The 24,714-nt window shown below is 44.3% G+C and carries 27 protein-coding genes and 1 pseudogene; 13 read left to right on the top strand and 15 right to left on the bottom strand.

Annotation, left to right across the window (positions count from 1 at the left end; genetic code table 11):
• Positions 1 to 30: 30 nt before the first annotated feature.
• The gene (locus HC660_RS05605; RefSeq protein WP_168747332.1) at positions 31 to 2,175 is read right to left on the bottom strand and encodes a transglycosylase domain-containing protein; all 2,145 of its coding nucleotides are present in this window, start codon (positions 2,173 to 2,175) and stop codon (positions 31 to 33) included.
• A gap of 121 nt (positions 2,176 to 2,296) precedes the next feature.
• Between HC660_RS05605 and hmoB the strand changes: the two genes are divergently transcribed.
• The 4 genes and pseudogenes from hmoB to HC660_RS05585 all read left to right on the top strand — a co-directional run bounded on the left by hmoB (position 2,297) and on the right by HC660_RS05585 (position 5,897).
• Complete coding sequence (gene hmoB, locus HC660_RS05600; RefSeq protein WP_044156545.1) at positions 2,297 to 2,797, top strand: heme-degrading oxygenase HmoB; 501 nt, start codon at positions 2,297 to 2,299, stop codon at positions 2,795 to 2,797.
• A 50-nt stretch (positions 2,798 to 2,847) separates the two neighbouring features.
• Positions 2,848 to 3,163 (top strand): annotated as a pseudogene (locus HC660_RS05595) (hypothetical protein).
• A 79-nt stretch (positions 3,164 to 3,242) separates the two neighbouring features.
• On the top strand, positions 3,243 to 4,634 hold the full coding sequence (locus HC660_RS05590; protein WP_168747330.1) for a hypothetical protein: 1,392 nt from the start codon (positions 3,243 to 3,245) through the stop codon (positions 4,632 to 4,634).
• Positions 4,635 to 4,706: 72 nt separating this feature from the next.
• The gene (locus HC660_RS05585) at positions 4,707 to 5,897 is read left to right on the top strand and encodes a M20 family metallopeptidase (protein ID WP_010333602.1); all 1,191 of its coding nucleotides are present in this window, start codon (positions 4,707 to 4,709) and stop codon (positions 5,895 to 5,897) included.
• Positions 5,898 to 5,928: 31 nt separating this feature from the next.
• Here the strand turns inward: HC660_RS05585 and HC660_RS05580 are convergent, their stop codons facing one another.
• From HC660_RS05580 to ecsA, 3 genes are read right to left on the bottom strand one after another with little or no spacing between them, the layout of a single operon-like run.
• The gene (locus HC660_RS05580; RefSeq protein WP_168747329.1) at positions 5,929 to 6,621 is read right to left on the bottom strand and encodes an EcsC family protein; all 693 of its coding nucleotides are present in this window, start codon (positions 6,619 to 6,621) and stop codon (positions 5,929 to 5,931) included.
• Positions 6,622 to 6,644: 23 nt separating this feature from the next.
• Positions 6,645 to 7,871: an ABC transporter permease gene (locus tag HC660_RS05575; RefSeq protein ID WP_168747328.1), complete on the bottom strand. Its 1,227-nt coding sequence runs from the start codon at positions 7,869 to 7,871 to the stop codon at positions 6,645 to 6,647.
• A complete protein-coding gene (ecsA, locus tag HC660_RS05570; protein WP_010333599.1) occupies positions 7,864 to 8,607 on the bottom strand; it encodes an ABC transporter ATP-binding protein EcsA in 744 nt (247 codons plus the stop codon). Before ecsA ends, HC660_RS05575 begins: the two co-directional genes overlap by 8 nt.
• Positions 8,608 to 9,096: 489 nt before the next feature.
• On the opposite strand from ecsA, the gene HC660_RS05565 reads away from it, so the two are divergent.
• The 3 genes from HC660_RS05565 (at position 9,097) to HC660_RS05555 (ending at position 11,391) form a co-directional block, all read left to right on the top strand.
• Complete coding sequence (locus tag HC660_RS05565) at positions 9,097 to 9,534, top strand: HIT family protein (protein WP_003327743.1); 438 nt, start codon at positions 9,097 to 9,099, stop codon at positions 9,532 to 9,534.
• Positions 9,535 to 9,669: 135 nt separating this feature from the next.
• Positions 9,670 to 10,749 (top strand): 3-phosphoserine/phosphohydroxythreonine transaminase, encoded by a 1,080-nt coding sequence (gene serC / locus HC660_RS05560; protein ID WP_168747327.1) that lies wholly within the window; start codon positions 9,670 to 9,672, stop codon positions 10,747 to 10,749.
• Between the two features lie 123 nt (positions 10,750 to 10,872).
• Positions 10,873 to 11,391, top strand: a complete 519-nt coding sequence (locus tag HC660_RS05555; RefSeq protein WP_010333596.1) for a tryptophan transporter — start codon at positions 10,873 to 10,875, stop codon at positions 11,389 to 11,391.
• 73 nt (positions 11,392 to 11,464) lie between these two features.
• Here HC660_RS05555 and yhzF read toward each other — a convergent pair whose 3' ends face one another.
• Positions 11,465 to 11,656 (bottom strand): membrane protein YhzF, encoded by a 192-nt coding sequence (yhzF, locus tag HC660_RS05550; RefSeq protein WP_010333595.1) that lies wholly within the window; start codon positions 11,654 to 11,656, stop codon positions 11,465 to 11,467.
• A gap of 127 nt (positions 11,657 to 11,783) precedes the next feature.
• Here yhzF and HC660_RS05545 point away from each other — a divergent pair, with 127 nt between their 5' ends.
• Complete coding sequence (locus HC660_RS05545) at positions 11,784 to 12,140, top strand: YtxH domain-containing protein (protein WP_010333594.1); 357 nt, start codon at positions 11,784 to 11,786, stop codon at positions 12,138 to 12,140.
• A 177-nt stretch (positions 12,141 to 12,317) separates the two neighbouring features.
• Positions 12,318 to 12,929 carry an HTH-type transcriptional regulator Hpr gene (locus HC660_RS05540; protein WP_010333593.1) on the top strand — a complete coding sequence of 204 codons (612 nt, stop codon included), beginning with the start codon at positions 12,318 to 12,320 and terminating at the stop codon, positions 12,927 to 12,929.
• Here HC660_RS05540 and HC660_RS05535 read toward each other — a convergent pair.
• The gene (locus HC660_RS05535) at positions 12,926 to 13,267 is read right to left on the bottom strand and encodes a YhaI family protein (protein WP_024120776.1); all 342 of its coding nucleotides are present in this window, start codon (positions 13,265 to 13,267) and stop codon (positions 12,926 to 12,928) included. The two genes, HC660_RS05540 and HC660_RS05535, sit on opposite strands and share 4 nt — an antisense overlap.
• Positions 13,268 to 13,474: 207 nt before the next feature.
• On the opposite strand from HC660_RS05535, the gene HC660_RS05530 reads away from it, so the two are divergent.
• Positions 13,475 to 13,993 carry a DUF3267 domain-containing protein gene (locus tag HC660_RS05530; RefSeq protein WP_029441201.1) on the top strand — a complete coding sequence of 173 codons (519 nt, stop codon included), beginning with the start codon at positions 13,475 to 13,477 and terminating at the stop codon, positions 13,991 to 13,993.
• 71 nt (positions 13,994 to 14,064) lie between these two features.
• Positions 14,065 to 14,283: a hypothetical protein gene (locus HC660_RS05525; RefSeq protein WP_081720768.1), complete on the top strand. Its 219-nt coding sequence runs from the start codon at positions 14,065 to 14,067 to the stop codon at positions 14,281 to 14,283.
• Between the two features lie 70 nt (positions 14,284 to 14,353).
• Here HC660_RS05525 and yhzE2 read toward each other — a convergent pair whose 3' ends face one another.
• A complete protein-coding gene (gene yhzE2, locus HC660_RS05520; RefSeq protein ID WP_003155248.1) occupies positions 14,354 to 14,440 on the bottom strand; it encodes a sporulation protein YhzE2 in 87 nt (28 codons plus the stop codon).
• A gap of 125 nt (positions 14,441 to 14,565) precedes the next feature.
• Positions 14,566 to 14,652 (bottom strand): sporulation protein YhzE1, encoded by an 87-nt coding sequence (gene yhzE1 / locus HC660_RS05515; RefSeq protein WP_003327753.1) that lies wholly within the window; start codon positions 14,650 to 14,652, stop codon positions 14,566 to 14,568.
• 159 nt (positions 14,653 to 14,811) lie between these two features.
• Between yhzE1 and HC660_RS05510 the strand changes: the two genes are divergently transcribed.
• Positions 14,812 to 15,684 carry a peptidylprolyl isomerase PrsA gene (locus tag HC660_RS05510; RefSeq protein ID WP_168747326.1) on the top strand — a complete coding sequence of 291 codons (873 nt, stop codon included), beginning with the start codon at positions 14,812 to 14,814 and terminating at the stop codon, positions 15,682 to 15,684.
• Positions 15,685 to 15,723: 39 nt separating this feature from the next.
• Here HC660_RS05510 and HC660_RS05505 read toward each other — a convergent pair whose 3' ends face one another.
• From HC660_RS05505 to HC660_RS05480, 6 genes are all read right to left on the bottom strand, one after another.
• Positions 15,724 to 15,936: a sporulation protein YhaL gene (locus HC660_RS05505; RefSeq protein WP_010333590.1), complete on the bottom strand. Its 213-nt coding sequence runs from the start codon at positions 15,934 to 15,936 to the stop codon at positions 15,724 to 15,726.
• Between the two features lie 131 nt (positions 15,937 to 16,067).
• Positions 16,068 to 17,012, bottom strand: a complete 945-nt coding sequence (gene yhaM, locus HC660_RS05500) for a 3'-5' exoribonuclease YhaM (protein ID WP_168747325.1) — start codon at positions 17,010 to 17,012, stop codon at positions 16,068 to 16,070.
• Between the two features lie 73 nt (positions 17,013 to 17,085).
• A complete protein-coding gene (locus HC660_RS05495; protein ID WP_168747324.1) occupies positions 17,086 to 19,983 on the bottom strand; it encodes an ATP-binding protein in 2,898 nt (965 codons plus the stop codon).
• A gap of 4 nt (positions 19,984 to 19,987) precedes the next feature.
• Positions 19,988 to 21,214 carry a metallophosphoesterase family protein gene (locus HC660_RS05490; RefSeq protein WP_168747323.1) on the bottom strand — a complete coding sequence of 409 codons (1,227 nt, stop codon included), beginning with the start codon at positions 21,212 to 21,214 and terminating at the stop codon, positions 19,988 to 19,990.
• Between the two features lie 117 nt (positions 21,215 to 21,331).
• Positions 21,332 to 22,591: an ABC transporter permease gene (locus HC660_RS05485; protein ID WP_168747322.1), complete on the bottom strand. Its 1,260-nt coding sequence runs from the start codon at positions 22,589 to 22,591 to the stop codon at positions 21,332 to 21,334.
• Positions 22,584 to 23,480, bottom strand: a complete 897-nt coding sequence (locus HC660_RS05480; protein WP_010333585.1) for an ABC transporter ATP-binding protein — start codon at positions 23,478 to 23,480, stop codon at positions 22,584 to 22,586. The genes HC660_RS05485 and HC660_RS05480 overlap by 8 nt, the downstream gene beginning before the upstream one ends.
• 128 nt (positions 23,481 to 23,608) lie before the next feature.
• Between HC660_RS05480 and HC660_RS05475 the strand changes: the two genes are divergently transcribed.
• Complete coding sequence (locus HC660_RS05475; RefSeq protein WP_010333584.1) at positions 23,609 to 23,794, top strand: YhzD family protein; 186 nt, start codon at positions 23,609 to 23,611, stop codon at positions 23,792 to 23,794.
• A 20-nt stretch (positions 23,795 to 23,814) separates the two neighbouring features.
• Here the strand turns inward: HC660_RS05475 and HC660_RS05470 are convergent, their stop codons facing one another.
• A complete protein-coding gene (locus HC660_RS05470) occupies positions 23,815 to 24,582 on the bottom strand; it encodes an enoyl-CoA hydratase (RefSeq protein ID WP_168747321.1) in 768 nt (255 codons plus the stop codon).
• Positions 24,583 to 24,714: the final 132 nt, after the last annotated feature.

Raw genomic sequence — 24,714 nt, 5'->3', positions numbered from 1 at the left:
GCCCAAAGTTCAAAAAATCGCCGAATTCCATTAAGAGGAAAACAACTTCGGCTGAACGTAATCGGTTCCTTCTCCTTCTTTTTTTGTCTGTGTATTATAAGGCACCACTTTATAGGAAGCACCCGAAAACAAATTGGCATATGGGATCTCATAGCTTCCCTTTCCTTCAACAGAATCAAGAAGCGTATCCTTGCCGTCCTTATTTACATAAATTCTGTATACTGCCCGATCATCCTCTTGCGCATCCCATTTTAATTCAATCGTAAACAGCCCCGCTGCCCTAAATGTATAGTCAGCCGTCAGCGTTTTGACAGGCTCAAGCTCAATTGGGCTTTCAAGTTCTTTTACTTTTTTAGGCTTTGTAAACGCAGAACCCGTCTGGCCAGCCTGTGTCAAAATATCCTTAAACATTCTGGTTGGATATGCGCTTCCGCCTTTTAAGTAATGGTTGTGATCTGTTTTGTCATAGCCCATCCAGACAGCACCCGTTATGTCCGGCGTATAGCCTGCAAACCAGGCATCCTTTGTGGCGCCGGAAACGCCAGTATATGAGGTAGAACCGGTTTTCCCAGCAAGATCGCCGTGAAAGGCGCCGGACGTTGCCGTTCCCTTCTTAACCACCTGCTGAAGCATTCTCGTCATGTTCCAAGACGTCTGTTTGCTGAATACTCGTTTTCCTTCTTCTTTATGATCGGCTATTATTTCCCCGTCCTCATCGGTTATGTTTGAAATAAAGTACGGCTCGGTGTATGTTCCATTTGCGGCAAACGTATGAAAAGCGCCGGCAAGCTGGAGGGGCGACACGCCTTTTTCTAAACCGCCGAGAGCTAGAGCAAGCCCCTCATCCGGTATATCAATACCGTTTGACTTTAAATAAGATTTTCCCGTTTCCACACCGATCTCATTCAGCGTCCACACTGCCGGCGCATTTTTGCTGTAAGTGATGGCATCCGACATCGTGACTTCCCCTTCATAACGCCCGTCATAATTTTTTGGTGTATAGTCTCCGTAGGATTGTAATTCATCCTTTAACAGAGAGTACGGCTTAAATTTCTTTTCCTGCATCGCCGGTCCGTATACAGCCAGCGGCTTAAACGTTGATCCCGGCTGGCGCACAGCTGTCACACGATTATATCCTTTAGCCGTGTAATCTCTTCCGCCAATCGCCGCTTCCACACCGCCCGTTTTATTGTTGATAAAAACTGCGCTTCCTTCCGCATCTTGATCTGTTCCGGGATAATAGCTGGCTTCCTTCATGACTTGATAAGCCGTTTTTTGCAGTTTTGAATCAAGCGGCACCTTAATCGTGTACCCGCCTTGAAGCAGCTGCTCTCCGGAAATGGAATACTTATCCTCCGCTTCTTCGATCACAAGGTCAATATAGCTGTCAAACCAAGGTGTTTTTGACTGTTTCTTCACGTTCAGCCCGAGCGTCCTCCCCTGCGCACTGACAGCCTCTTTCGCACTGATATAGCCTTGGTCATTCATCATGCCGAGAATCGTATCCCGCCGCTCCTTACTTTTATCAGGATGCAAAACAGGAGAATACGTAGAAGGCGCCTTCGGAATAGCAGCCAAGACCGCGCCTTCGGATACGCTTAGATCTTTAACTTCCTTATTAAAATAATAGTGGGACGCAGCTTGAATGCCATAAACCCCGTGTCCGAAGTATAGCTGGTTCAGATACATTTCCAGCAGCTTGTCCTTGCTGTAGTCCCGTTCAAGGTTGATCGCTATGATCACTTCTTTCGTTTTTCTTAAAAACGTTTTGTCATGTGTCAGAAAGATATTTTTGGCAAGCTGCTGGGTGATCGTGCTCCCGCCTTCTACTTTTCCTCCTGCTAATATATCGCGGTACACCGCTCTTCCAACAGATTTCACATCGATACCGTGGTGTTCGTAAAACCTCTTATCTTCCACTGCGATAAATGCTTCTCTGACCTCTTTCGGAATTTCATTAATGGAGACCGGTTCACGATTTTCTGTATACAGACTTGCGACCTCATCCCCGTTTTGGTCAACAATTTTTGAAGATGCGTGAAGGACCAGTTTCTTTTCATCTATGACATAATGACCGAGAAAAATGATTGAAATATATCCTATTAATGCGAGAAAAGCAGTTAACACTAAAATAATGATGGGAATGAAAAGTTTCTTTTTCTTTATCTTAAACATGAACTCACCTCGCCTTTCTAAAGGTAGTATGGGAAAAATTGTTTTGATTTATGTTTGAAGCAGTCGCCAATAGAAACTTATACCATTGTTTTGATATACTAGCAAGCAGGAGGTGGCTGATATGAAGGTATATATTACATATGGGACAGCCGATTTTTTGAAAAACATCGTGCAAAAACATTCCTCGGAAAATATGCTTTTGATGCAGGGACAGGAAAATGCGATTTTAATTCACGAAACAAACGGAGAAACGGTTTTTCAGGCCCCCCATTCTTATGAAGTCATTGACCAAGTCGGGGACATGAAGCATCCTGGTTTCGCAGTATTGAACAATATAGCCGTCACACAGGAAGGGCGGCCGCTGTTTGAAAACAGATTTAAAAACAGAGCGGGAAAAGTCGAAAACGAGCCCGGTTTTGAAGCCATTCGTGTCCTGCGTCCCCTTGACAGCGATACGTACGTCATTCTCACCTTGTGGGAAACAGAAAGAGCCTTCCAAGACTGGCAGCAGTCAGGCTCATACAAAGAAGCCCACAAAAAACGCGGCACGTCTGCCGGAGTTGACACAACGTCCATCTTCTCCCGGCCTTCGTATGTCACCACATATGTTGCTGTCGAATAGCTGCCGGAATGTCCGGCAGTTTTTTTTATGGCGAAAGGGAGGGAAGTGAGTTGAAATATATTTGCCCAGTCTGCGGGTTTAAAGGGCTGACAGAACCAGCATATGATGACCGAGGGAATCACTCCTATGAAATCTGCTTGTGCTGCGGCTTCCAATTCGGATTCGACGATTATGAAATGACGAGTGAGGACGGCTCTTACTTAGAACCTTCGGAAAGCATAATCGCCTACCGAAAAAAATGGCTTGCGGCCGGTGCCGTTATTTTTTCACCCGAATGCTACCCGCAGCACCAGCAGCAGCGCTAAAAAGGGATTGAAGCATGAGTTGGTCGAGCAGCTAAAACATATCCTTGTTGATCTGAAGTAATATCTGCTATCGGATACCTTCTGTCCCAGCACCTTCCGCCCGCCTATGAATAATCTGTAGGAAGCGGAAGGAGTGATCAATGATGGAAATCGGGATTATGTCTGTTCATGTTCTTTATGTGTTTTTTATTGGAGCAATCATTCTTTTTATGCTGCTGCGAAAAGATACAACCTTTATATCGTTATTTGGGATTTTCATCATTTCGTTATGGGCCAGCCATTCGCTTTCAGCTTCGGTCAGCAGTTTATTCCACAGCTTCATCTACGCGGCATCTGAGCTGCTGCCTACGATTTTCATTATCTGTTTTATCGTATCTATGAGTGATGTGTTAACGAAAACAGGGATAAATGAAGCGATGATTTCTCCCTTTGTACGACTAGTTAAAGGACCTGTGAGGGCATACTGGCTGATAGGCGGACTGATGTTTGCCATTTCTCTTTTCTTCTGGCCTTCGCCGGGTGTCGCTTTAATTGGCGCCGTTCTGCTTCCGGCAGCCGCCCGTGCCGGCCTGCCGCCTATCGCTGCCGCCATGGCAATGAATTTATTCGGGCACGGCTTTGCCCTTTCAGGAGACTTTGTCATTCAGGCAGCGCCAAAACTGACAGCTGATGCAGCAGGCATCCCTGTCGGTGATGTCGTCTCAGCAAGCATTCCGCTCGTTCTGATTATGGGCGTGACTACAACAACTGCCGCTTTCTTTTTGATTCAGCGTGAACGCAAAAAACAAATGCGGCCCGCTTCTTTTTCCCCGATGATGTCAGATGAACATGACACTTCAATGTATTTGCCGAAACGTCTTCGGTCTTTGCTGGCTCTTTTGATTCCTCTTGTATTTGCAGCTGATATCGCCTGTATGGTCATATTCAACCTTCAAGGAAATGATGCAACCGCGTTAATTGGCGGATCTTCCATTTGCATCCTGCTGATCGTCCATTTCCTTGTGTATAAACAGAAAGGGCTTGAAAAAATTACTGGATATTTTATCGAGGGGTTTCAATTCGGCTTTAAGGTTTTCGGTCCCGTTATCCCGATTGCCGCTTTCTTTTATCTTGGTGATTCCGGCTATGAGAGCATATTGGGTACTGAACTTCCTAAACATTCACACGGCATTGTCAATGATCTCGGCATCGCCCTATCCCACGCGATGCCTATGTCCAAAGAGCTTGCGGCCGCAGCTTTGACTGCCGCTGGAGCCGTAACCGGGCTCGACGGTTCAGGATTTTCAGGCATTTCCCTCGCCGGCTCCATCGCCAAGCTTTTTTCATCTGCTCTTCATGCTGATCCAGCCGTCCTGACTGCACTCGGGCAAATATCAGCCATCTGGGTGGGCGGCGGTACGCTTATTCCATGGGCGCTCATTCCCGCTGCAGCCATTTGCAAGGTCGATCCATTCGAGCTTGCCAGAAAGAACTTCCTCCCCGTAGTCATCGGGCTTTCGGTGACAACCATTGCAGCGATGATCATGCTTTGAAACACAACCAGTTGAAATATTCAGACTTTTTCTATACAATCATGGAAAAGCTTAGAAAAGGGGGAAGCGGCTTTGTCCATCAACACGCTGCAAAAAGAGATAAACAAACAGCTCGACAGCTGTTTCAATGAAATGGTGGAAATCAGGCGCCATTTCCATATGTACCCTGAACTTTCCAATCAGGAAGAAAAAACGGCCGCTTTTATTGCTTCCTATTACGAATCGTTAGGAGTCCCGATCCGCACCAAAGTCGGCGGCAATGGGGTTCTGGCTTATATTGAAGGCAGCGAACCCGGTCCTGCTGTCGCATTGCGGGCCGATTTTGACGCCCTTCCCATCCAAGATGAAAAAGATGTTCCTTACGCTTCCAAAGTGCCCGGTGTCATGCACGCATGCGGCCACGACGGCCATACAGCGGCTCTGCTTGCCGTTGGAAAGGTGCTTTATCAGAACAGGCATGATCTCAAAGGAACGTTTATTATGATCCACCAGCACGCTGAAGAGTACGCGCCAGGAGGTGCAAAACCGATGATTGAGGACGGCTGTCTTGAAAACGCAGACGTCATATTCGGTACCCATCTTTGGGCGACTGAGCCGATTGGAACCATTCTCTGCCGCTCCGGCGCCGTAATGGCAGCAGCTGACAGATTTACAATCAGCATTCACGGAAAGGGCGGCCATGGCGCTCACCCCCATGATACAAAAGACGCCGTCCTGATCGGCTCGCAAATTGTTTCCTCGCTGCAGCATATAGTCAGCCGCAAAGTCAATCCGATTCACTCCGCCGTCATATCGACAGGCTCTTTTATGGCTGATAATCCCTTTAATGTGATTGCAGACCATGCAACACTCATTGGCACAGCCCGTTCGTTTAATGACAATGTCCGCGACATTCTGGAAAAAGAAATTGAAGCCGTTGTAAAAGGAGTGTGCAGCATGCACGGCGCTTCCTATGACTACAACTACGAACGCGGATACCCAGCGGTAGTCAATCACCCCGCGGAGACCGACCATCTGGTAAACGTCGCAAAAAACACAGACGGCGTTCATCAGGTTCTTAAAGGTGAACCGCAAATGGGCGGCGAAGATTTTTCTTATTACTTACAGCATGTCAAAGGAACCTTTTTCTTTACCGGAGCCGCTCCTGAACAGCCTGAGCGTATCTATTCCCACCACCATCCGAAATTTGATATCAATGAAAAAGCAATGCTGACTGCTGCCAAAGTGCTTGCAGGTGCTGCAATCACTTATCATTTATCATAAAAAAACAGCCGGAGTTTTACTCTCCGGCTGTTTACTTTAATATTCTCAGATGAAAAACGTGTCTTGCTGTATCTCCAAGCTGAGCAAGCAGTTTATAATTGGCAATTCCGCCGACTGCGGCCCCTACCCCTGGTAAAAGCTGAAAAAGCTTGACGACATCAATATAATCGCGATACTCCTGCTGAAATACTCTCCAGTCAATATCCTTTTTCTCCGTCTCCCAGTTTTCAATGACAGAAAAAAGCGATTTGCGGCAGTCATCACTCGAAAAAGCAAGCTGAAATACAAGCAGCAAAAACATCCTTTCTTCTGGATTCTTCACATCAAAGCCGTATATCGAGGACAAAGTGAATAAACATTTCATTTTAATGGAGAGCAGCAGCGGGAAATCAGCAATACCTAAAAAGATGCCGCCCGCCCCGGTGCCGACTCCTTCAGCAGCCGCCACTTTCTGATAAGAAGCGATCGTTTTTTTGGCAAGCTCGTTTTTTTCTCTGAGTGAAAGTGTGCTTGTATCCTTCTTATAGGTGATGATATTAGATCCCGCCATCGTGGCTTCCACCATTTTTTTCACGCTTTCAGTTACTGCTGCATGAATTTTTTCAGGTATCCGTTCATTCATCTTTGTTTGCACACGCTTTGAGAAGCGTTCAAACATGGAATCCTTTCGCAAAAAATGCATTTTCCATTGAAGAGCTTCCTGCATCAGCAGATTCTCGCTCATTTGACCTACCCCTTTTTTCAGCATCACAGCTTTCCGTGTTTTTTTAATCTGGCGGTCATGTAGGACGGCAGAACAACAAAGATCAAGACGGCAGAGCCGATCAACGCGTACAGAAAACCTGCAGCGCCCGCAGCATAGGCAGAGGCCGCTGCCATGAGCAGAGCCTGCACGCTAAGCGCAGCTTTTAATAGAGAGAAATAGCTTTTCAGCTTCGCTTCCTTTTTGACAGGATATAGCTCTTGAAGCGCCAGATGGTCAAAGTGGCCAAATAGCGGCAGAAACTGAATACCTGTGATAAAGACGGTAAACACAGTCAAAATCCCTGCGATCATCGGGCTTGCAGAGGCATACATAATGATCAGCGCAAAAATAACGGTTAATCTGACTTGAATGCCTAAGTAATCACTTGAACGCAAAAACGCGCGGGCAAACATGTAAGCAAACGTTTTACGCTGTTCAAACGGCACAAACCGCAGCAAAAAGTCGAGATACGCTCTCCGTTTCGCTTGTTTCTTTAAATGCGGCACATCCGTAAACAGGTTGGCAATCCGGTAAAAACGCTGCTTGCGTCTCAACTCGTATTCAATATGGCTCTCCCATTTGAATGTTTTTCCTTTTGCAGCGGAAGACACATAAAGATAAAGAGCCGCCATAATGATATAGATGACAAGCGCATACACATAAACCGATTGAAAAACAAAATACAGGACGACTGTATTAGCGGCAAAACGAATGACAAGATTCATCTGTTTCATGCTTCGGTCATTTTGAAACGTCATACGCCATTCTATGGCCTGATTCCACGCTTTCAGCAGCAGAAGCTGTACAAATACCGCCGCATACGAAACGAGCGAGGCCCCCGGCGTGACAGCGAAATAAAGCGGCATTGCTACGAGGCTCAGTGCAATCAGCGAAAACAGCTGGGACACATAGCTGTAAACAAACGCCTGTCTCAAATACGGCTCCATCTTAGCCTCAAGCGGCAATAAGAAGACAAGGTCAGCCTCCTTTAAGAGCGTCCGCACATAAGACCCTGTCAGAACGAGTGAAAACAGCACGGCCATCACCCAAAAGGACGGAAAGTGGGCGGGAATGTCCCGTACCCATTTGCTGTACCAGTTCGCGGCACCTGCGATAAAAAAGATCAAAACGATAACGAGGTGATCGTTGAGCATATATTTCATGTACCTTCTTGTTTCTTTGATATGCTCCTGCAGCCGTGACTGCCAAATATCCAGCATGTTATTCATGGCCAGCGTCTTCCTTTGTGAGCTCTAGATACAAATCATCCAGCGCCGCGTCCTTCATTCCAAACTGCTCTCTGAGCTCTGACAGCGTGCCGCGCGCCCGCACTTCGCCGTTATGTAAGATGATAAACGAATCACAGTAGCGCTCCGCCGTTGCTAGGATGTGTGTTGACATCAGCACGCTCGCTCCGCTTTTCTTGGCTTCATTCATCCGCTCAAGCAGCGCATTGATGGCCAGCGGATCAAGTCCCAGAAACGGCTCATCAATGATGTAGAGCGCAGGCTCTGCCAAAAACGCACACATGATCATGACCTTCTGCTTCATCCCTTTAGAAAAATGAGCCGGGAACCACTTCAGCCTCTTTTCCATTCGGAATTCCTTTAACAGCGGAGGCAATCTTTTTTCCATCGTTTCTTTTGAAAGGCCGTAGGCCATCGCTGTCAATTCAAGGTGCTCCATCAGCGTCAGCTCTTCATATAAAACGGGAGTCTCAGGAATATAAGTGAATTGGGACCGATAGCCTTCCCGATCCTCGGCAAAGGTTTTTCCGTTTAACTCAATAGATCCTTTGTGCGGGTCCATCAGCCCGATGATATGTCTGATTGTTGTACTTTTACCTGCACCATTTAAACCGATTAAACCGACAATTTGGTTCGGCTCAAGGCTGAATGACACGTTTTTCAAAACCGGATTTCTCGTATAACCGCCGGTTAAGTCTTTTACCGATAGCAGAGACATAGTTTCTCCCCTTATATTGTTTTTCTTCATAGTACCAAAACAAAGCCTGATTTGAAACAATTCCCTTTTAACAAATGATGAATTTGCTGTCATAAAGAGACAGGTTCCTGGACATTATAATTGTTGTAGAGGAAAAAGCATATCAACTGAAAAATGAGGTGTTTGTCAAAGACGTCTTAGGCACAGTTGGATAGAAAATAAACATGTCCTATGCTCAAACCTTTTCTCATTCACTGAATTGATAAATCTTCAATTTTGAAGCTGACTGTCAGATGAGGTGTTTATCGCAGGAATCGTTAGGCATTAAACAAGTCTTCATTTTATTGACAAATGAGGTGCTTACCAAAGGCATATCACATTTTCTTCATAAAGCTGATTCCTCTGCATTCAGGATGAACGCTCCGCCGTTCATCCTGTTTTCTATTTTCTGCATTTCTGTGGTACGATGAGTTTATACATAAAAACACAATTTCATAAGGAGGAACCCTCATGCATAGTGCAGAGAATTGTATCTTTTGTAAAATTATCGCCGGCGAAATTCCGTCAGCAAAGGTTTATGAAGATGAACATGTGCTGGCATTTCTCGATATCAGCCAAGTGACGAAAGGCCACACCCTCGTTATCCCGAAAACACATATTGAAAATGTTTACGAATTCACAGACGAATTAGCGAAACAGTATTTTCACGCCGTTCCGAAAATTGCCCGCGCCATCAGGGATGAATTTGAACCGATCGGCTTAAATACGTTAAACAACAACGGCGAAAAAGCAGGACAATCTGTTTTCCATTACCACATGCATATTATCCCACGCTACGGAAAAGGCGACGGATTCGGAGCAGTGTGGAAAACACATGCAGATGATTACAAACCGGAAGATCTGCAAGACATTTCTTCATCCATTGCGAAACGCTTAGCCTCATCATAAAGATGAGGTTTTTTTATTGTGAACAATTCGCAATTTCTTTTGATAATTCTAAATTTTTATCAAAAAAACTGAATTTTTGTGATAGGATAATTGTATTATTTGTTACATTAACGTGGAAAACAGGGAGAGATCATGATGGAACGTACAACGAATTTTAACGCAGGTCCTGCAGCGCTACCATTAGAAGTTCTGCAAACAGCACAGAAAGAGTTTATTGATTTTAATGAATCCGGCATGTCCGTTATGGAGCTTTCCCACCGCAGCAAAGAATATGAAGCGGTGCATCAAAAAGCGAAAAGCTTGCTGATTGAACTGATGGGCATCCCGGATGACTATGACATTCTGTTTCTTCAAGGCGGGGCGAGCCTTCAATTCTCAATGCTTCCGATGAACTTTTTAACACCTGAAAAAACCGCTCATTTTGTGATGACAGGCGCTTGGTCTGAAAAAGCGCTCGCTGAAGCGAAACTGTTCGGAAACACATCTGTGACGGCGACAAGCGAATCAGACAATTACAGCTACATTCCCGAGGTTGACCTTACAGATGTAAAAGACGGCGCATATTTACATATTACGTCTAACAATACGATTTTCGGCACACAGTGGCAGGAATTCCCGAGTTCTCCTATTCCTCTCGTCGCTGACATGTCCAGCGATATTTTAAGCAGAAAAATCGATGTATCCAAATTTGACGTCATTTACGGCGGTGCTCAAAAAAACCTTGGTCCTTCAGGTGTTACCGTTGTCGTAATGAAAAAATCATGGCTGCAAAATGAAAATGCCAACGTTCCGAAAATCCTTAAATATTCAACACATGTCAAAGCGGATTCTCTTTACAACACTCCGCCCACATTTGCCATTTATATGCTGAGCCTCGTCCTTGAGTGGCTGAAGAAAAACGGCGGAGTTGAAGCTGCTGAACAGCGCAACGAACAAAAAGCACAGCTTCTTTACAGCTGCATTGACGAGAGCAATGGCTTCTATAAAGGCCATGCCAGAAAAGACAGCCGTTCACGCATGAACGTTACCTTTACGCTCCGTGATGACAGTTTAACGAAAAAGTTCGTCCAGGAGGCGAAAGAAGCAAAAATGGTAGGCCTTGGCGGACACCGTTCAGTAGGAGGCTGCCGTGCTTCCATTTATAATGCGGTGTCACTGGAAGACTGTGAAACATTAACTGCTTTCATGAAGAAATTCCAGCAGGAAAATGAGTAAAAAGTCTGGCTGTGCAAACCGTTCGTTTGGTATACTGTTTGCATAACAAATTCTTTAAGCCTTCGCAATAAATGATGAGCATATTATTGGAGGGCAAAAAGCTTAGCAGAGGAGAGCATAGATATGAAAACAAAAGAGTTAGTCGTTATGGCTCTGTTTGCCGCAATCGGCGCAGCGCTCCATTCCATTATTCCGCCCTTTTTAGGCGGGATGAAACCTGATATGATGCTGATCATGATGTTTATGGGCATTCTACTGTTCCCGCGGGTGCAAAACGTTCTCGTTATCGGGATTGTGACCGGAATCATTTCAGCTCTTACAACCGCGTTTCCTGCCGGACAGATTCCAAATATCATTGACAAACCTGTATCAGCGTTTCTGTTTTTCTTCCTGTTCCTTCTGGTGAGAAAGAGCCAGAAAACAGCTGTAGTCGCAGTTCTGACAGTCATCGGCACCATCTTATCAGGAACTGTATTTTTAACGTCAGCTTTATGTATCGTCGGTTTGCCTGGCGGTTTCGCCGCATTATTCGCCGCAGTCGTTCTGCCGGCAGCTGTATTGAATACAATCGCCATGATCATGATGTATCCGATCGTGCAAACCATTTTAAGACGCTCAAGTTTTATGGAAGCTGCAAAATAAATGTGACACAAAACCTCTTCCGCTTCCGGGAGAGGTTTTTTCTTTAAAAGAGCTCGCAGCATGTCAGTATGTTTTAAGCGATGAGTTTTGTGATAAAGATAAGACATAGTGTAAAGGCGGTTCCGGTTGAACAAACAAGCGCTTTCTGCCGAATGACTTTCTTCGGCGGATAAGAAGCAGCCTGGCTGAGAAGTCTGATATAGTAAATGGCGCCTGTTGCAAAGGCAAGGGTGATGCAGGATAACACAATCATAAAGACAGACAACCTTCTCCCTCCTTTTCACTTAAAAAATATGCTAAAATAAAGCAAGCTATGTATAGAAGTTCATTCTTCGAACAAAATGGAAAAATCTGAATGTATCATATTTCAAGAAAAAAACGGGGTGATTTTAATGGCGGACGGACGTTCTCTATTAACAGGACTATTTGTGGGCGGCATCATCGGAGGTGCTGCAGTTCTTCTATCAGCACCTTCTTCAGGTAAACAGCTGCGTGAAAAAATAAAAACCAATTGCGATTCTTTTGAAGAAACGATCAAGCGCTTAAAATCAGATGGTGTAACCTTAAAGGACCAGCTAGTAAAAGCGGCAAAAGAAAGTGCAGATGTCATTAAAGACGTAAGCGGTGAACTGCAAACCTCAATTAAAAAATGGCAGGAAGAGATCAAACCTCATCAGCAGGATCTTCAAAAAGAAATCGCCGATATTGAAGAAAAAATCAAACAGCTGGAGAAAACCTTACAAAACTAATATCCTATTCAAAGGAAAAAAGTGCGGGTCAAAACATGACCTGCACTTTTTTTATTCGCAAAAGCCTTTCCTAGCAACGGCTCAAGAATTTATTAAAAAATTCTTACATTTTCATCTTTATTAATCTTTATTTTATTGGCATAATAGAGAAAAAGATAAAGAGAAGCAGGTGACGTAATGAATCAAGTGGAACCGCCTTATGATGTGAAAGAGGCTCTGGTCTTCACCCAGAAAATGGCTCAGCTTAGCAAGGCTCTTTGGAAATCGATTGAGAAGGATTGGCAGCAATGGCTCAAACCGTATGACCTGAATATTAATGAGCACCATATTTTATGGATTGCTTATCAGCTAAATGGAGCTTCCATTTCTGAAATAGCAAAGTTCGGGGTCATGCACGTATCAACGGCATTTAACTTTTCAAAAAAGCTCGAAGAACGCGGGTATTTAAGGTTTTCAAAACGGCTGAACGATAAACGAAACACATATGTTCAGCTGACTGAGGAAGGAACTGAGGTATTCTGGAGCTTGCTTGAAGAATTTGATCCGACGCGCAACGCGGTTTTTAAAGGGTCACAGCCTCTGTATCATTTATTCGGAAAGTTCCCTGAAGTGGCAGAAATGATGTGTATGATCCGCCATATATACGGTGATGATTTTATGGAAATCTTTGAAACATCACTCACAAATATCGACAGCGACTTTGAAAGCGTAAACGGAAAACTGAAGAAAAAAGCAACGGACACTGCTGCGGATGAATCAGCCGAAGAACTTGAACCTGTAAACAGTTAATCAAAGTGTCTGATAATGTCTATAAAAACCTCCATCAGTTCTTTATAAAGCCCCTGCTCATACAGGGCAAAAATCGTTTCATGAACATCTAGTTTTTCATTCAGCTGTCCGGCAAAAAGCGCAAGGAGCTTATCAAAGGTTACAAATCCTTGCGCTTTTTGTGCTGCCAGCTCCTCTGACAACTCACCGCATATGCGCACAACCTCTTCCCCTTCTTCTCTGCTCAGCCCTTTATCAATCAGCAGCGCATAGAAAGGGTACCTGTCCATATCCACTGTTTTCACTAATAATTGTATGTAATATTCCAATCGCTCAATGCGATGATCCATCGAATCCATCCACACCACTTCTTTCTATCTTTAATCTTATTTTAGCTGATAATTCACTGAGAAGAAAGTTCTAACCCCATATTTCATAGATTGTTTGCCCCTTTCAAAAAAATACCTGCTGAAAGATATTTTTTCTTAAAAAAGCATTGATTTTTTTTCTTGAGAGGAGTAAATTATTTTGAGATTCTACTCAAGATGTACGGAAGGATGACTTTGATGAATTGCTGGAAAACCATAAATCTGATGAAAGATTATGGTGCCGTTCGCATAATATTGATTGCTGTGTGTTTCATGATTATGGTTTTTATATCTAACTTCTTAGCATTTGAGCTTTTGCGGCCTAAAACAAGCTTGAGTGATGAATATGTACCGCTGTTCGGCGTTTTGCTCGTCGTTATTTTATTTGTACATAAAGTCATCCATGTCCTGCCGATCATCTGCAAAAAAAGAAAAATAGAAAAAAAGATTTACGTATGGCGTATGCGAACGTGGAAACGGATACCGAAAACGACGATGCTGATTTCACTGTTAAGCCCTTTTATGCTGATAACACCTGTATTATTTTACGCCGCACTGGCGTTTCCGAATCACGCCCATTACTTCTGCATGATTTCAGGCATTCATGCAGGCTACTGTCTGCCGGACTTTTTGCTGGCTCTGAAGCTGATGCAAGCACCGAAAGCATGCTTTATCGATCAGGAAGCAGACGGCTTTGATATTTTGGTCGAAAAGTAGCTGACGCTTGACGCTGTGCCGATTTTTCAGTTTGCATTCTATCTTTTTTGATCAATATTTGGTAATGTAATATGGGAGCAGTTCAGAGAGAGGGGGAATCTCCCATCATTTTATTCTATTTTATCGTGGCTGCCTTGTTTATTGTTTACTTTATAAACAGGCTCACCAATACACTATGCCTTGTCAGAGAGATTCCTGAAGAGCGCCAGGATAAGGTATTTCGATTTATCAATGTATGTATATTAATTTTACTGATCTCTTCATTTGTGGAGATATCCTTTACTGTTTAAATATGAGGAAAGTAAAGAAAGCATAGCTGCCCGCCTCGTTAGAACTGGCAGCTATGCTTTTTTACATTGATTAGTAAAGCCAAGAAGCGCCGATGATAATCAACAAGATAAATAAGACGACCAATAAAGCGAAACCGCCTGCAAATACTTCACCCATCTTAAAAAGCACCTCCTGTAAAAAGCTTTATTTTCCAATTACATCTTATGCAGTTAATTGATGAAACGATTAGGCGCTTGTGAAAGCAAAGGATCGCTTTTTCAACAAGCGATCCCTTTTGCTGCTTAGTAGATGTAAGCTGCACCTACAATGATAAGCAAAATGAACAGTACAACAAGCAAAGCGAAACCGTTTGAATATCCTCCGCTCATGTTACATACCTCCTTTTCTTGATCAATATATTTGTATGTCATCAGGAAAAGTTTGACTAGACGAATGCCCTTTATTTAAAATCTTTTTACAGAAAGCCACAATATGTTATGATACGCATAGGCAATTCAATTTGGAATGATTAGGAGTGTTTGAAAACAATGAAGAAAATCGCAATAGCAGCTATCACTGCTACAAGCATCCTCACTCTCAGTGCTTGCAGCAGCGGCGACAAAGAAGTCATCGCAAAAACAGACGCAGGCGATGTAACAAAAGGCGAACTTTACACAAACATGAAAAAGCAAGCTGGAGCGAGCGTCCTGACTCAGCTGGTGCAAGAAAAAGTTTTGGACAAGAAATACAAAGTATCAGATAAAGAAATTGACAACAAGATGAAAGAATACAAAACACAGCTCGGTGATCAATATACTGCGTTAGAAGATCAATATGGAAAAGATTACCTAAAAGAACAAGTTAAATATGAATTGCTTACACAAAAAGCAGCTAAAGATAACATCAAAGTTACAGATGACGAAATTAAAGAATACTGGGAAAACTTAAAAGGCCAAATTCGCGCAAGCCACATCCTTGTCGCTGACAAAAAGACAGCTGAGGAAGTAGAGAAAAAACTGAAAAAAGGCGAGAAATTTGATGCCCTTGCGAAGGAATACTCTACAGACACAGGCTCAGCTACAAACGGTGGCGAACTTGGCTGGATTTCAAAAGATAACGAACAACTGGATTCTACATTCAGAAAAGCTGCATTCAAACTGAAAACAAACGAAGTCAGCGAACCTGTGAAAACACAATTTGGCTACCATATCATCAAAAAGACTGAAGAACGCGGAAAATATGAAGATATGAAAAAAGAGCTGAAATCTGATGTTCTCGACCAAAAACTTAATGACAACACAGCTGTGCAGGCAGCCGTTCAAAAAGTAATGAAAAAAGCTGACATCGATGTGAAGGATAAAGATTTGAAGGATACATTTAACACTTCTTCAAATAGCAGCTCTTCAAGCAATTCTAAATAAAAAAAAGCTGTGCAGGCTCACTGAGCTGCGCAGCTTTTTTTATGCGATGGAATGATTTTGGTTTTCTTCCTCACGCTGCTGGGACGTGCGGCGTTCTTTTTCTTTTTCCATCCTCTCAATGTAGATCTGACCTTCTTTTTCAATAAAAGACTGGTCTAACTTATCTTCCTCTTTGGCTGCTGACACCAGCTTATATGCACTGAAAATGATGCCCACAATACAAAGATATACCCACCATGGAAAAAACAACACGGGCTTCTCCCCCTTTTGTATAGATTCTTTATTTTTAACCTTATGCAGGAATAAGACAGGTTATGAGCGGGAAAAGCATGTAAAAAAGGACTGAGTTGAACATGTCAGCATCAGTCCTTTTTCATTATTGATTATTTATGAAACGTCGGTTTATAAAAGGAACGGTTTTCAAGTGCAAATACACGTTCAGTGTACTCGCCCGGCTTCACGCGTTCCAGCGCTCTGTCCATCATATTCATTTTCGCATCCAGATTATCAATATAGTGCAAAATTTCCGCTTCTTTTACCATCGGCGGTTTTGGGCTGCCCCACTCTGCTTTGCCGTGATGGCTCAGGATTAAATGCTGGAGGATCAAAACCTCTTCAGAATCGATTTGAAGCTCCTCAGCCGCTTTTGACAGCTCTGTGACCATAATCGAAATGTGGCCTAGCAGATTGCCTTCTACTGTATAGGAAGTGGCAACTGGCCCCGACAGCTCTTTTACTTTTCCGAGATCGTGAAGGATAACTCCTGCGTACAGAAGATCACGATCAAGAGACGGATATAAATCAGCAATTGCTTTTGCCAGATTCAGCATAGAGACGACGTGATACGCTAAACCTGAGACAAACTCGTGATGATTTTTCGTAGCCGCCGGGTAATCCATGAATTCTGCTTCGTGCTTTTTGACCAAATATCTTGTTATCCGCTGGATATTTGGATTTTTCATTTCAAATATATATTGAGTGATGGTATCCAGCATTTCATTTTTCGGAATCGGCGCAGTTTCCAAAAAATCATCAATATTGACGTTTTCGTTCTCGCTCACCGGTCTGATATTTCTCAGCTTCAGCTGGGTGCGTCCGCGGTAATGGTGGACATCCCCCACCACCTTAACGATCGTCTGCGGCGCATAGGTTACTTCATCACTTTGCTTGGCATCCCACAGCTTGGCTTCAATATCACCTGACTGGTCTTGAAGCATCAGTGTTAAAAACGGTTTTCCATTGCTTGCAATCCCTTTTGTTAAGGATTTAATCAATAGATATTGGTCAACCTGTTCGCCAACCTCATGTAGCATAATCCCTTTAGCCATACTATTAAAGCTCCCTCCGTATCTTACATAATATCAGTATATCACATACCGATTATCAGCTATATAACCTCATTTATGACACTAAATGGGTGATTTGATCACATTGAAACGCGGTTTTTACATGTTCATGGCATGTAAAATAGAAAATCTGCCGTTCCCCTCCTGATAAAACAGAAAGCATTTCCAGCACGCGGTTCAGTCGTTTCTGATCGAAATGGACAAAGCTATCGTCGAGCTGGAAGGGCAGCATAGCCCCATCCTGACGAGTAACGGCCAGAGCGAAACGAATTGCTGTATACAGCTGTTCACACGTGCCCTGAGACAGCTCTTCCGCCTGAAATACCGTTCCAGCACTGTTCATGACCAGGATGGAATCATCTGTTTCGGAAAAATAAATTGATTGATAGCTGCCGTCAGTCAGCGGGCGGAAGAATTTCTCGGCTGTCTCCAAAAGACGCGGCAGACCGACTTTTTTATGCCGCTCCATTTTGTTTTTGATCACATGTCTGACCATTTGAATCGAAGTCCATTTTTTTGCAGATTCTTTCACACGCTCTTTTTGCATTTCAGTTTGCAATTTGAGGTCAGAGACCAATCCCGAAGCCTCTAACTGTTCCTGTTTGACCAAAAGCAATGCGATTTGAGCGCGCAGCTGTTTCAGCTCCTCATCGAGCCGTTCTTTTTTTTCATGTTCCTGCAGTCTTTTTTGCTCCAATTCAGAAAGAGTGCCGGAGTCTGCCAGATTAAGTTCTGCTGAGCTGACACCTTGAAGCTGTGCATTTACGTTATACAGCTTTGTGTCAATATCCTTCCATTTCTTGCTGATGTCGGCTATGGCGAAAAACTCATTTCTGTCTTTTGCTCCCGCTTCAGTGAATAATTGTTCGATCTGTGCTTGGAAATAACGTATTTCTTGCTCCAGCTCCAGCACCTGCTCTTCGTGAAATTGAATATCTTTATTCATTTCTCTTTTTTGCTTCTCAATCTCTTTTTCGCGTTCCGCGTTTTTCCGCAGTTCGTGAAGGACATCAGCCACGGGGGTTTGAGAATGAATTTTGTCAGGATGCAGCATTCTGACGCGTTCCTCAAATGTCCGCCGAAGCTTTTGTAGTCTCCCGGCTTCGATCGTCAGCTCATGTTTTTTCTTCACTTCTTTTTGTACGTCCTTCATTACATTGTAAGCATCCAGTAAGAAGGAAGGGTCTTCCTTAAATCCGAGTTCATTCATGAATTGCTCAGCTTGGGTGAAGGAGGGAGCCATATCGGCCTCCCACTGTTCAAATTGCTCAATGATCCTTTCGTAAGCTGCCTCTTTTTGCTGAAGCTCTGCCCGCAACGATATAAGGTGCTGTTTATTGCGGTCATCCTCCCATAACGCTTCTCTAATCGCTTCGGCTTCTCGCGGAGAAATATCCATTTCTGGCTCTTCCCTCTCCCTTACTTCTTCAGAAGATAGCGGCTTTCTGCCAGTTGTAAAGGCATACAGCACGAGTGCGGCGCCGATGCATATAGCAGGAATCCATTGCTTCAGCAGCAGAAAGAGAACCATGAAGAGAATGCCTGCTGCCATCACGGTCTTCTTTTGTTTCGCCTGCTGCCTTTCGAAGAACTTCAGCTGTTCCCTCAGTTTCATCTGCTCTTGATGCTGTCCCTGTGCTTCATCATATGCTTTAAGAACGGCTTCTTTTTCTTTTCTTTGGCTGATTTCAAGGATGGCGGAAGATATGTCACGAACTGCCCTTTCAGCGTCTTCCAGCTCGCGCCTCGCCACTTCAAACACTTCATCAAGCTGTCTTTTTCTGTCTCTCGCCTGCACGTAATGCCGCACCGTCTGCTGGAGCTGCCATTCATAGTCATAGGACGTGTTCATATTCAGCAGTTCATTTTCATCTGTTTTATTTAGCTGCTCCAGCCCGGCCGCTGCCTGTGAAGAGGACTGGCGCAGCTGAGCCTGGATGGCGGCAAGCTGTTCCCCGTAGGATTGGTACATATGATACGCTGATGATAGCTCTGAGATAAGTGCTTCATTCTTCAATATGGCCTCATTTGGTTTAAGCTTTTGCAGCTGTTTGTCCAACTCTGCAAGCTTTACCCGAAGCGCCTCCAGCTGTGCGGATTTCGGATGAAGATGGGATTCATACTTTTCTAAACGATGTAATCCGTCAGCAGGGAATTGCCCCGCATGCTCCGGATATTGTTCAATCGCCTGTTCCAGCGCAGTTTTTTCGATTAGCATCGGTTTCAGTTCAATGGCTCTTTCAATGCTTCGAATATGTTCCGCAGTCTCTTTCAGCTCTGTTTCAGCGGCTGCAAGACGGGATTCGAGCGTTCTTTTCTCCTCAAGAAGCTGATGATAGCCCGCCTCCTCTGTCTCAGCCTGTTTCAGCTTTGCTGCCAGCTGCTTCAGCGTTTCCAATTCCTGATTCAAATGAGGATTTCGGCCGTTCGGTTTAAAGAGCCTTTCGCTTTCCTTCGTCAGCCTTGAATCAAGCTTTGATACAGCCTCAGCGCCAAACAGGCTGGAAAACAGCAGGAATTCCCCGATCTTGTCCCGATTAAAGGTGTGAATTTCCTGCAATCCGAATACATCAAACGAGTAAATGGCTTTGTACAGCGCCCTGTCCGTGCCCTGGAACAGCTGCTTTAGAAAATCTTCCTGCTTTACTTCCCCGGATTCTGTGTACACCCTTACCTTCTCAGCGGCTCCTTTTGTCCGTTCAATCTTCATCACGCCGTATTCAGGGTGCTCAGCCTCAAGAACACCGCCATACACGCCGCCTGATTTCGGTTCATATTTTTTCGATTTCGGAAATCCAAACAGCATGCTTTCTATAAATGACATCATCGTCGTTTTTCCTGCCTCATTTAATCCATAGATTAATTGGACAGGCGAGGCGGAAAAGTGAAAGGTCCGGTTTGAAAATTTTCCGTATTGGTAGATATGTAATGATATGATTCGCATAGCTTTCACCGCCTCATGTCTCAAGCACCTTAAGCTGTCTTTTCAATAGAACCTGTGCCTGCTCTTTTATTTCCTTGGTCTCCTCTTGACTAAACCGGTCTGCGTGTCTCCTATATACCGGATGCCGTTCAAGCCCTTCCAGCACGCCTGCAAGTTCAGTCTGTTCAATGTCTTCCAATAAACCGCCAAAAAAAGGATCAAGGCTGTTAAGCTCTGCTTCATTTTCCATCTCATCTTCCAATGAAAGCGGCCATATAAAATTCTCCTCGTCCGCCTCTTGCTCCTGAAAGGCTTCAAGCAGCTCGTCCAGTGAACCTCTCGGCGCATCCAATAACCATTCTGGCGCGGTCCCCTGTAATACAAGCTTCACACATGCAGGAGTCCCCTTTTTCCGCAGTTTTGAAAACGTGTCCTCGACAATTTGAAAGAGCGCGGTCATATTCTCTGCCGCTGACACATCAATTTCTGCTTTCTCCCATAGGACGTCATGCGCTTTCTTAAATTCATAGGACATATCTCCGCGCTCCACACGGACAAGATAAAAGCCTTTATCTCCTGTCTCCTTCATATGGCGCGCTTGAGGATTTCCCGGATATATCGCGGCTGGGTGCCCGGCAGAAACAACCTGGCGTTTGTGAATATGGCCAAGCGCCCAATAATCCATCCCGCTTTTCACAAGATCATACTGAGTAAACGGGCAATATGGATCGTGCCCTTCAGATCCTGATAACGTGCCGTGGAGCATCCCGATATGAAAGGGCGCGTCAGTTGATCTCCGGTAGCGGGCGGCTTGGTTTTCCTTCACGGCTCTGGTCTGATAGCTGAAACCGTAAATGCTTGCTGCGCGCCTGTCATTCTTATAAAACGATTTTTCTTCAGGGACTGGGGATGTAAACATGTGAACATTCTCCGGCCATTCAATCGGCGTCCATTCTCCGCCGAGATGATCATGGTTCCCAAAAATCACATAGACTGAAATCCCGTACTCTCTAAGTCTATCGAACTGTTTTTTCAAAAAGAGCTGCGCCTTTAAACTTCGATTGGCCTCATCAAACAAATCCCCCGCCAGCAAAACGAAATCAACGTTCTCTGTGATTGCAGCATCTATGATATGTCTCACGCTTGAAAACGTGCTTTCTTTGATCCGGGCAAAAATAGGTTCCGGCAGATGCGATATCCCGTAAAACGGGCTGTCGAGATGAAGATCTGCCGCATGAATAAAGGTTAGATCAGTCAACATTCTGCTCCTTTCCAGGATGAAGTACCCTTATTTTAGCACCGATTTCTTACGAATGCACGTTCTGTCAGAACGAATACAATTAAAAAACAGCCTGAGCATTCCCAGGCTGTTTTTTAATCAGTTTTTTGCCAAACGCAGCGCTTGTTTGATTGCTTTAAATGCGCTTGAGTTGCCGTAAATCAAGACGCCGCCTTTATAAATTCTGGCGCCAATGACGGCAAGTATGATAATGGTAAGCAGAGTTATCCCGATGCCGGCAGCCGCCTGCCAAAACGGAATTTCAAGCATGCCGACGCGCAAGAACATAATCATCGGCGTAAAGAACGGGATAAACGACGTGACCGTAATAAATCCTGCTTCAGGAGCGTTTAGTCCGAACATGGCAATCATAAAACCGGCAACCACCAAAAGCGTCATCGGTGTGATCGTTTGCTGCACGTCCTCTATTCTGCTGACGACGCTGCCAAGAAACGCGGCCAGTGTCGCATACAAAAAGTAACCGAGCAAAAAGAAAATAACCGCATATATCACGGTGGAAACGGGAACGTCGGTCAGATTAAGAAAACCGCCGACAGATGAAGCCGTTTCGCTCGTTTTGTTCAGCTTCAGCGACAGATATCCGGCAGAAATAATGACAGCAAGCTGTGTTATTCCGACGAGCCCGATGCCTAACAGCTTTGCAAACATTTGCTGGATCGGCGGCATGCTTGAGATGAGGATTTCCATGACACGCGAAGATTTTTCGGTCGCAACCTCCATCGCAATCATGCTGGCATACATAATAACGGAGAAATAGATGACAAACAGCATAATGTAAACAAGCCCCATCGCCTGCCCCAGCTCTTCCTCAGACTTTGCACCCTCTTTCAGCGCCTCCTGCCCGACAGTGACAGGCGCATAGAGGCTGCTGATGGTTTCCTGCGAAACGCCGAGTTCCTCTGTTCCAACAGCGGTTTTTGTTTGCGTTAACGCCTGCTGCAGTGTTTGAACCGTGCTTTCATCCGAAATCGTTAACGCTTTGTACGTCCCTGAGATCGTCCCTTTTTCATCTCTTTTGATAATGAGCATGCCGTCAAGCGTTTCATCTTTGACCTGCTTTGTAACTTTTTCCTCTGGTTGCTTAGACTGCTTCACATCAAGATCGCTGTCTGTATCGACTGCTTTCAGCTGCTTTGAGAAAATCGGATATAATTCGTTTGTTTCATCAATAACAGCAATTTTCTCTTTTGTGTCTTCTCCTTGAAACAAAGAAATGATCGATTCTAAGTTAGTGACAGCCAAAACAAGCAAAACCGTGACGACAGTAGAAATAATAAAAGATTTTGCCATAATTTTATTTTTATATGTATGAGAAAGCATGATCAAAAATTTATTCATAGACGGCCCCCACCTTTTCTATAAAAATGTCATGGAGTGACGGCTCTTCAAGCTCAAACTTTCGAATAAAACCTTTACCTTGGAGCATGGCGAAGATCTCTTGAGAGATGTCTTCATTGGCAATTTGGAGCTTTACGCCGCCGGCCGTTTCCTTCCATTGCGTAATGCCTTCGTGCCCCTGTAAAAAATGCAGATCGTCATCGGAATGAATGGTCACATTCTTTTTGCCGAATGAACGTTTAATTTCCTTCAGACTGCCTTGCACAACAGGCTTTCCTTTTTGCAAAATACAAAGGTGCTCACACAGCTCCTCGACATGCTCCATCCGATGGCTGGAAAATAAAATCGAGACACCGCTGTTTTTCAAAGAGATAACAGCCTCCTTCAACAGCTCGACATTGACAGGGTCCAGCCCGCTGAATGGTTCATCGAGAATCAGCAGCTCAGGCTTATGCAAAACCGACGAAATAAACTGGATTTTCTGCTGGTTTCCTTTTGAAAGCTCATCTACTTTTTTATTCTCGTATTCTGTTATATTGAAGCGTTCAAGCCATGTTCCGAGCTCTTTTACAGCCTCGCCTTTCTCCATACCTTTTAATCTTGCCAGATAGACAAGCTGGTCCTTTACCTTCATTTTTGGATAAAGTCCGCGCTCTTCCGGCAAATACCCGATTTTGTTGCTCATACTGTAGTTGACGGGGCGGCCTTTCCAGCTGATCGTACCCTTCGTAATGCTTAATAAGCCGAGAATCATGCGAAAGGTCGTCGTTTTTCCCGCTCCGTTTGCGCCTAAGAGGCCAAACATTTGCTGTTCCGGGATTTCTAAATTCAATCCGTCAACCGCTTTATAATCTCCAAATGTCTTCGTTACGTGATCAATCGTCAGCACCGAATCTCCTCCTTCCTCGACCCATTATATACTATATATGGTTAAAACATAATAAAGGATTTTGGTTTGCTTTTTTAGAATATAAATGGAGAAGGAACGATAAATGATATAGTTGGAGGCGAAATATGATGGCGGAGTATTTTCTTACGGCTTTTGATCCTTCGGGAGAAACACTGATAAACGAGCGATTTGAGGCGGAAAACGAAGATGCGGCAAAAAAGCAGGGTGAAGCCCTGTTAAAGGAAAAAGAGCTTCATCATCATACCCATCGTTTAGTGAATGCAGCCGGAAAGCTGATTTTGTTTCAGAGATGATCAGCTTCCCGGCTGATCTGTTACGCTTGAAACTTTGGCTCCCGTTTCTCTAAAAACGCACGGATTCCTTCCTGGTGATCTTTTGTCATCCTCATTCTCTCCTGGGCACTTCGTTCAAGAGCCAGCACCTTCTTCAATTCATCAATATGGAGGCTCTGAAAAATGGCTTTCGTCTCAATCATTGCCAGTAGAGGCGAGGCTAAAAGTGTTTCAACATAAGGTCTTGCACCTTCCGCAGGCTCTCCGTTAAATGTACCATCCAAGAGACCCATGCCAGCCGCTTCTTCAGCGGATAGCTTTTTCCCGCTCCAAATCAGCTTTTTCGCTTTCGCTTCCCCAATCCTTTTTTTCAGCAAATAATGGCCCCCGCCATCAGGAACAAGTCCGATGCCGATAAAGTTCATTGCAAGTACAGCATTTTTCTCTGCAAGCACAATGTCAGCACAAAGTGCTAAACTCAGACCCAGTCCCGCGGCAGCACCATGGACAGCGGCAATTGTCACTTTTTTCATTTCGTATAACGTTAAAGTAATGGCTTCGATCGTATCCATCAGCTGCCTAAATTGATCAGGATCATGACCAGAAGTCATCATCCGTATATCACCGCCTGCCGAAAAACTTTTTCCGGTACCTCTCAGGAGGACGATGAGCGCCTCGCTTTCAGAAACCTTTTCACACGCCTCCTTCAGTTCGAACAGCATTTGCTCATTCAAGGCGTGATGAGCATCAGGGCGATTCAGCACAATTTCTGCCACAGGCCCCTTCAGTTCATATTGAATATAATCCATATGAAACACCTCCATGTATACGCTTTCTTTTTTTCTTTCTCATATACATTCCCCGCCGTCCTTAAAGAAACCTTTTTTATTTTTCAAGGTCAATAGATACTGAAAAATGCATATCATTTGAATGGGAACATA

The sequence above is a fragment of the Bacillus mojavensis genome (genome assembly GCF_012648005.1).
GTDB lineage: Bacteria > Bacillota > Bacilli > Bacillales > Bacillaceae > Bacillus > Bacillus mojavensis.
Note: the sequence above shows the minus strand (reverse complement) of the source record. Positions and strands in the feature narration are given on the sequence as shown.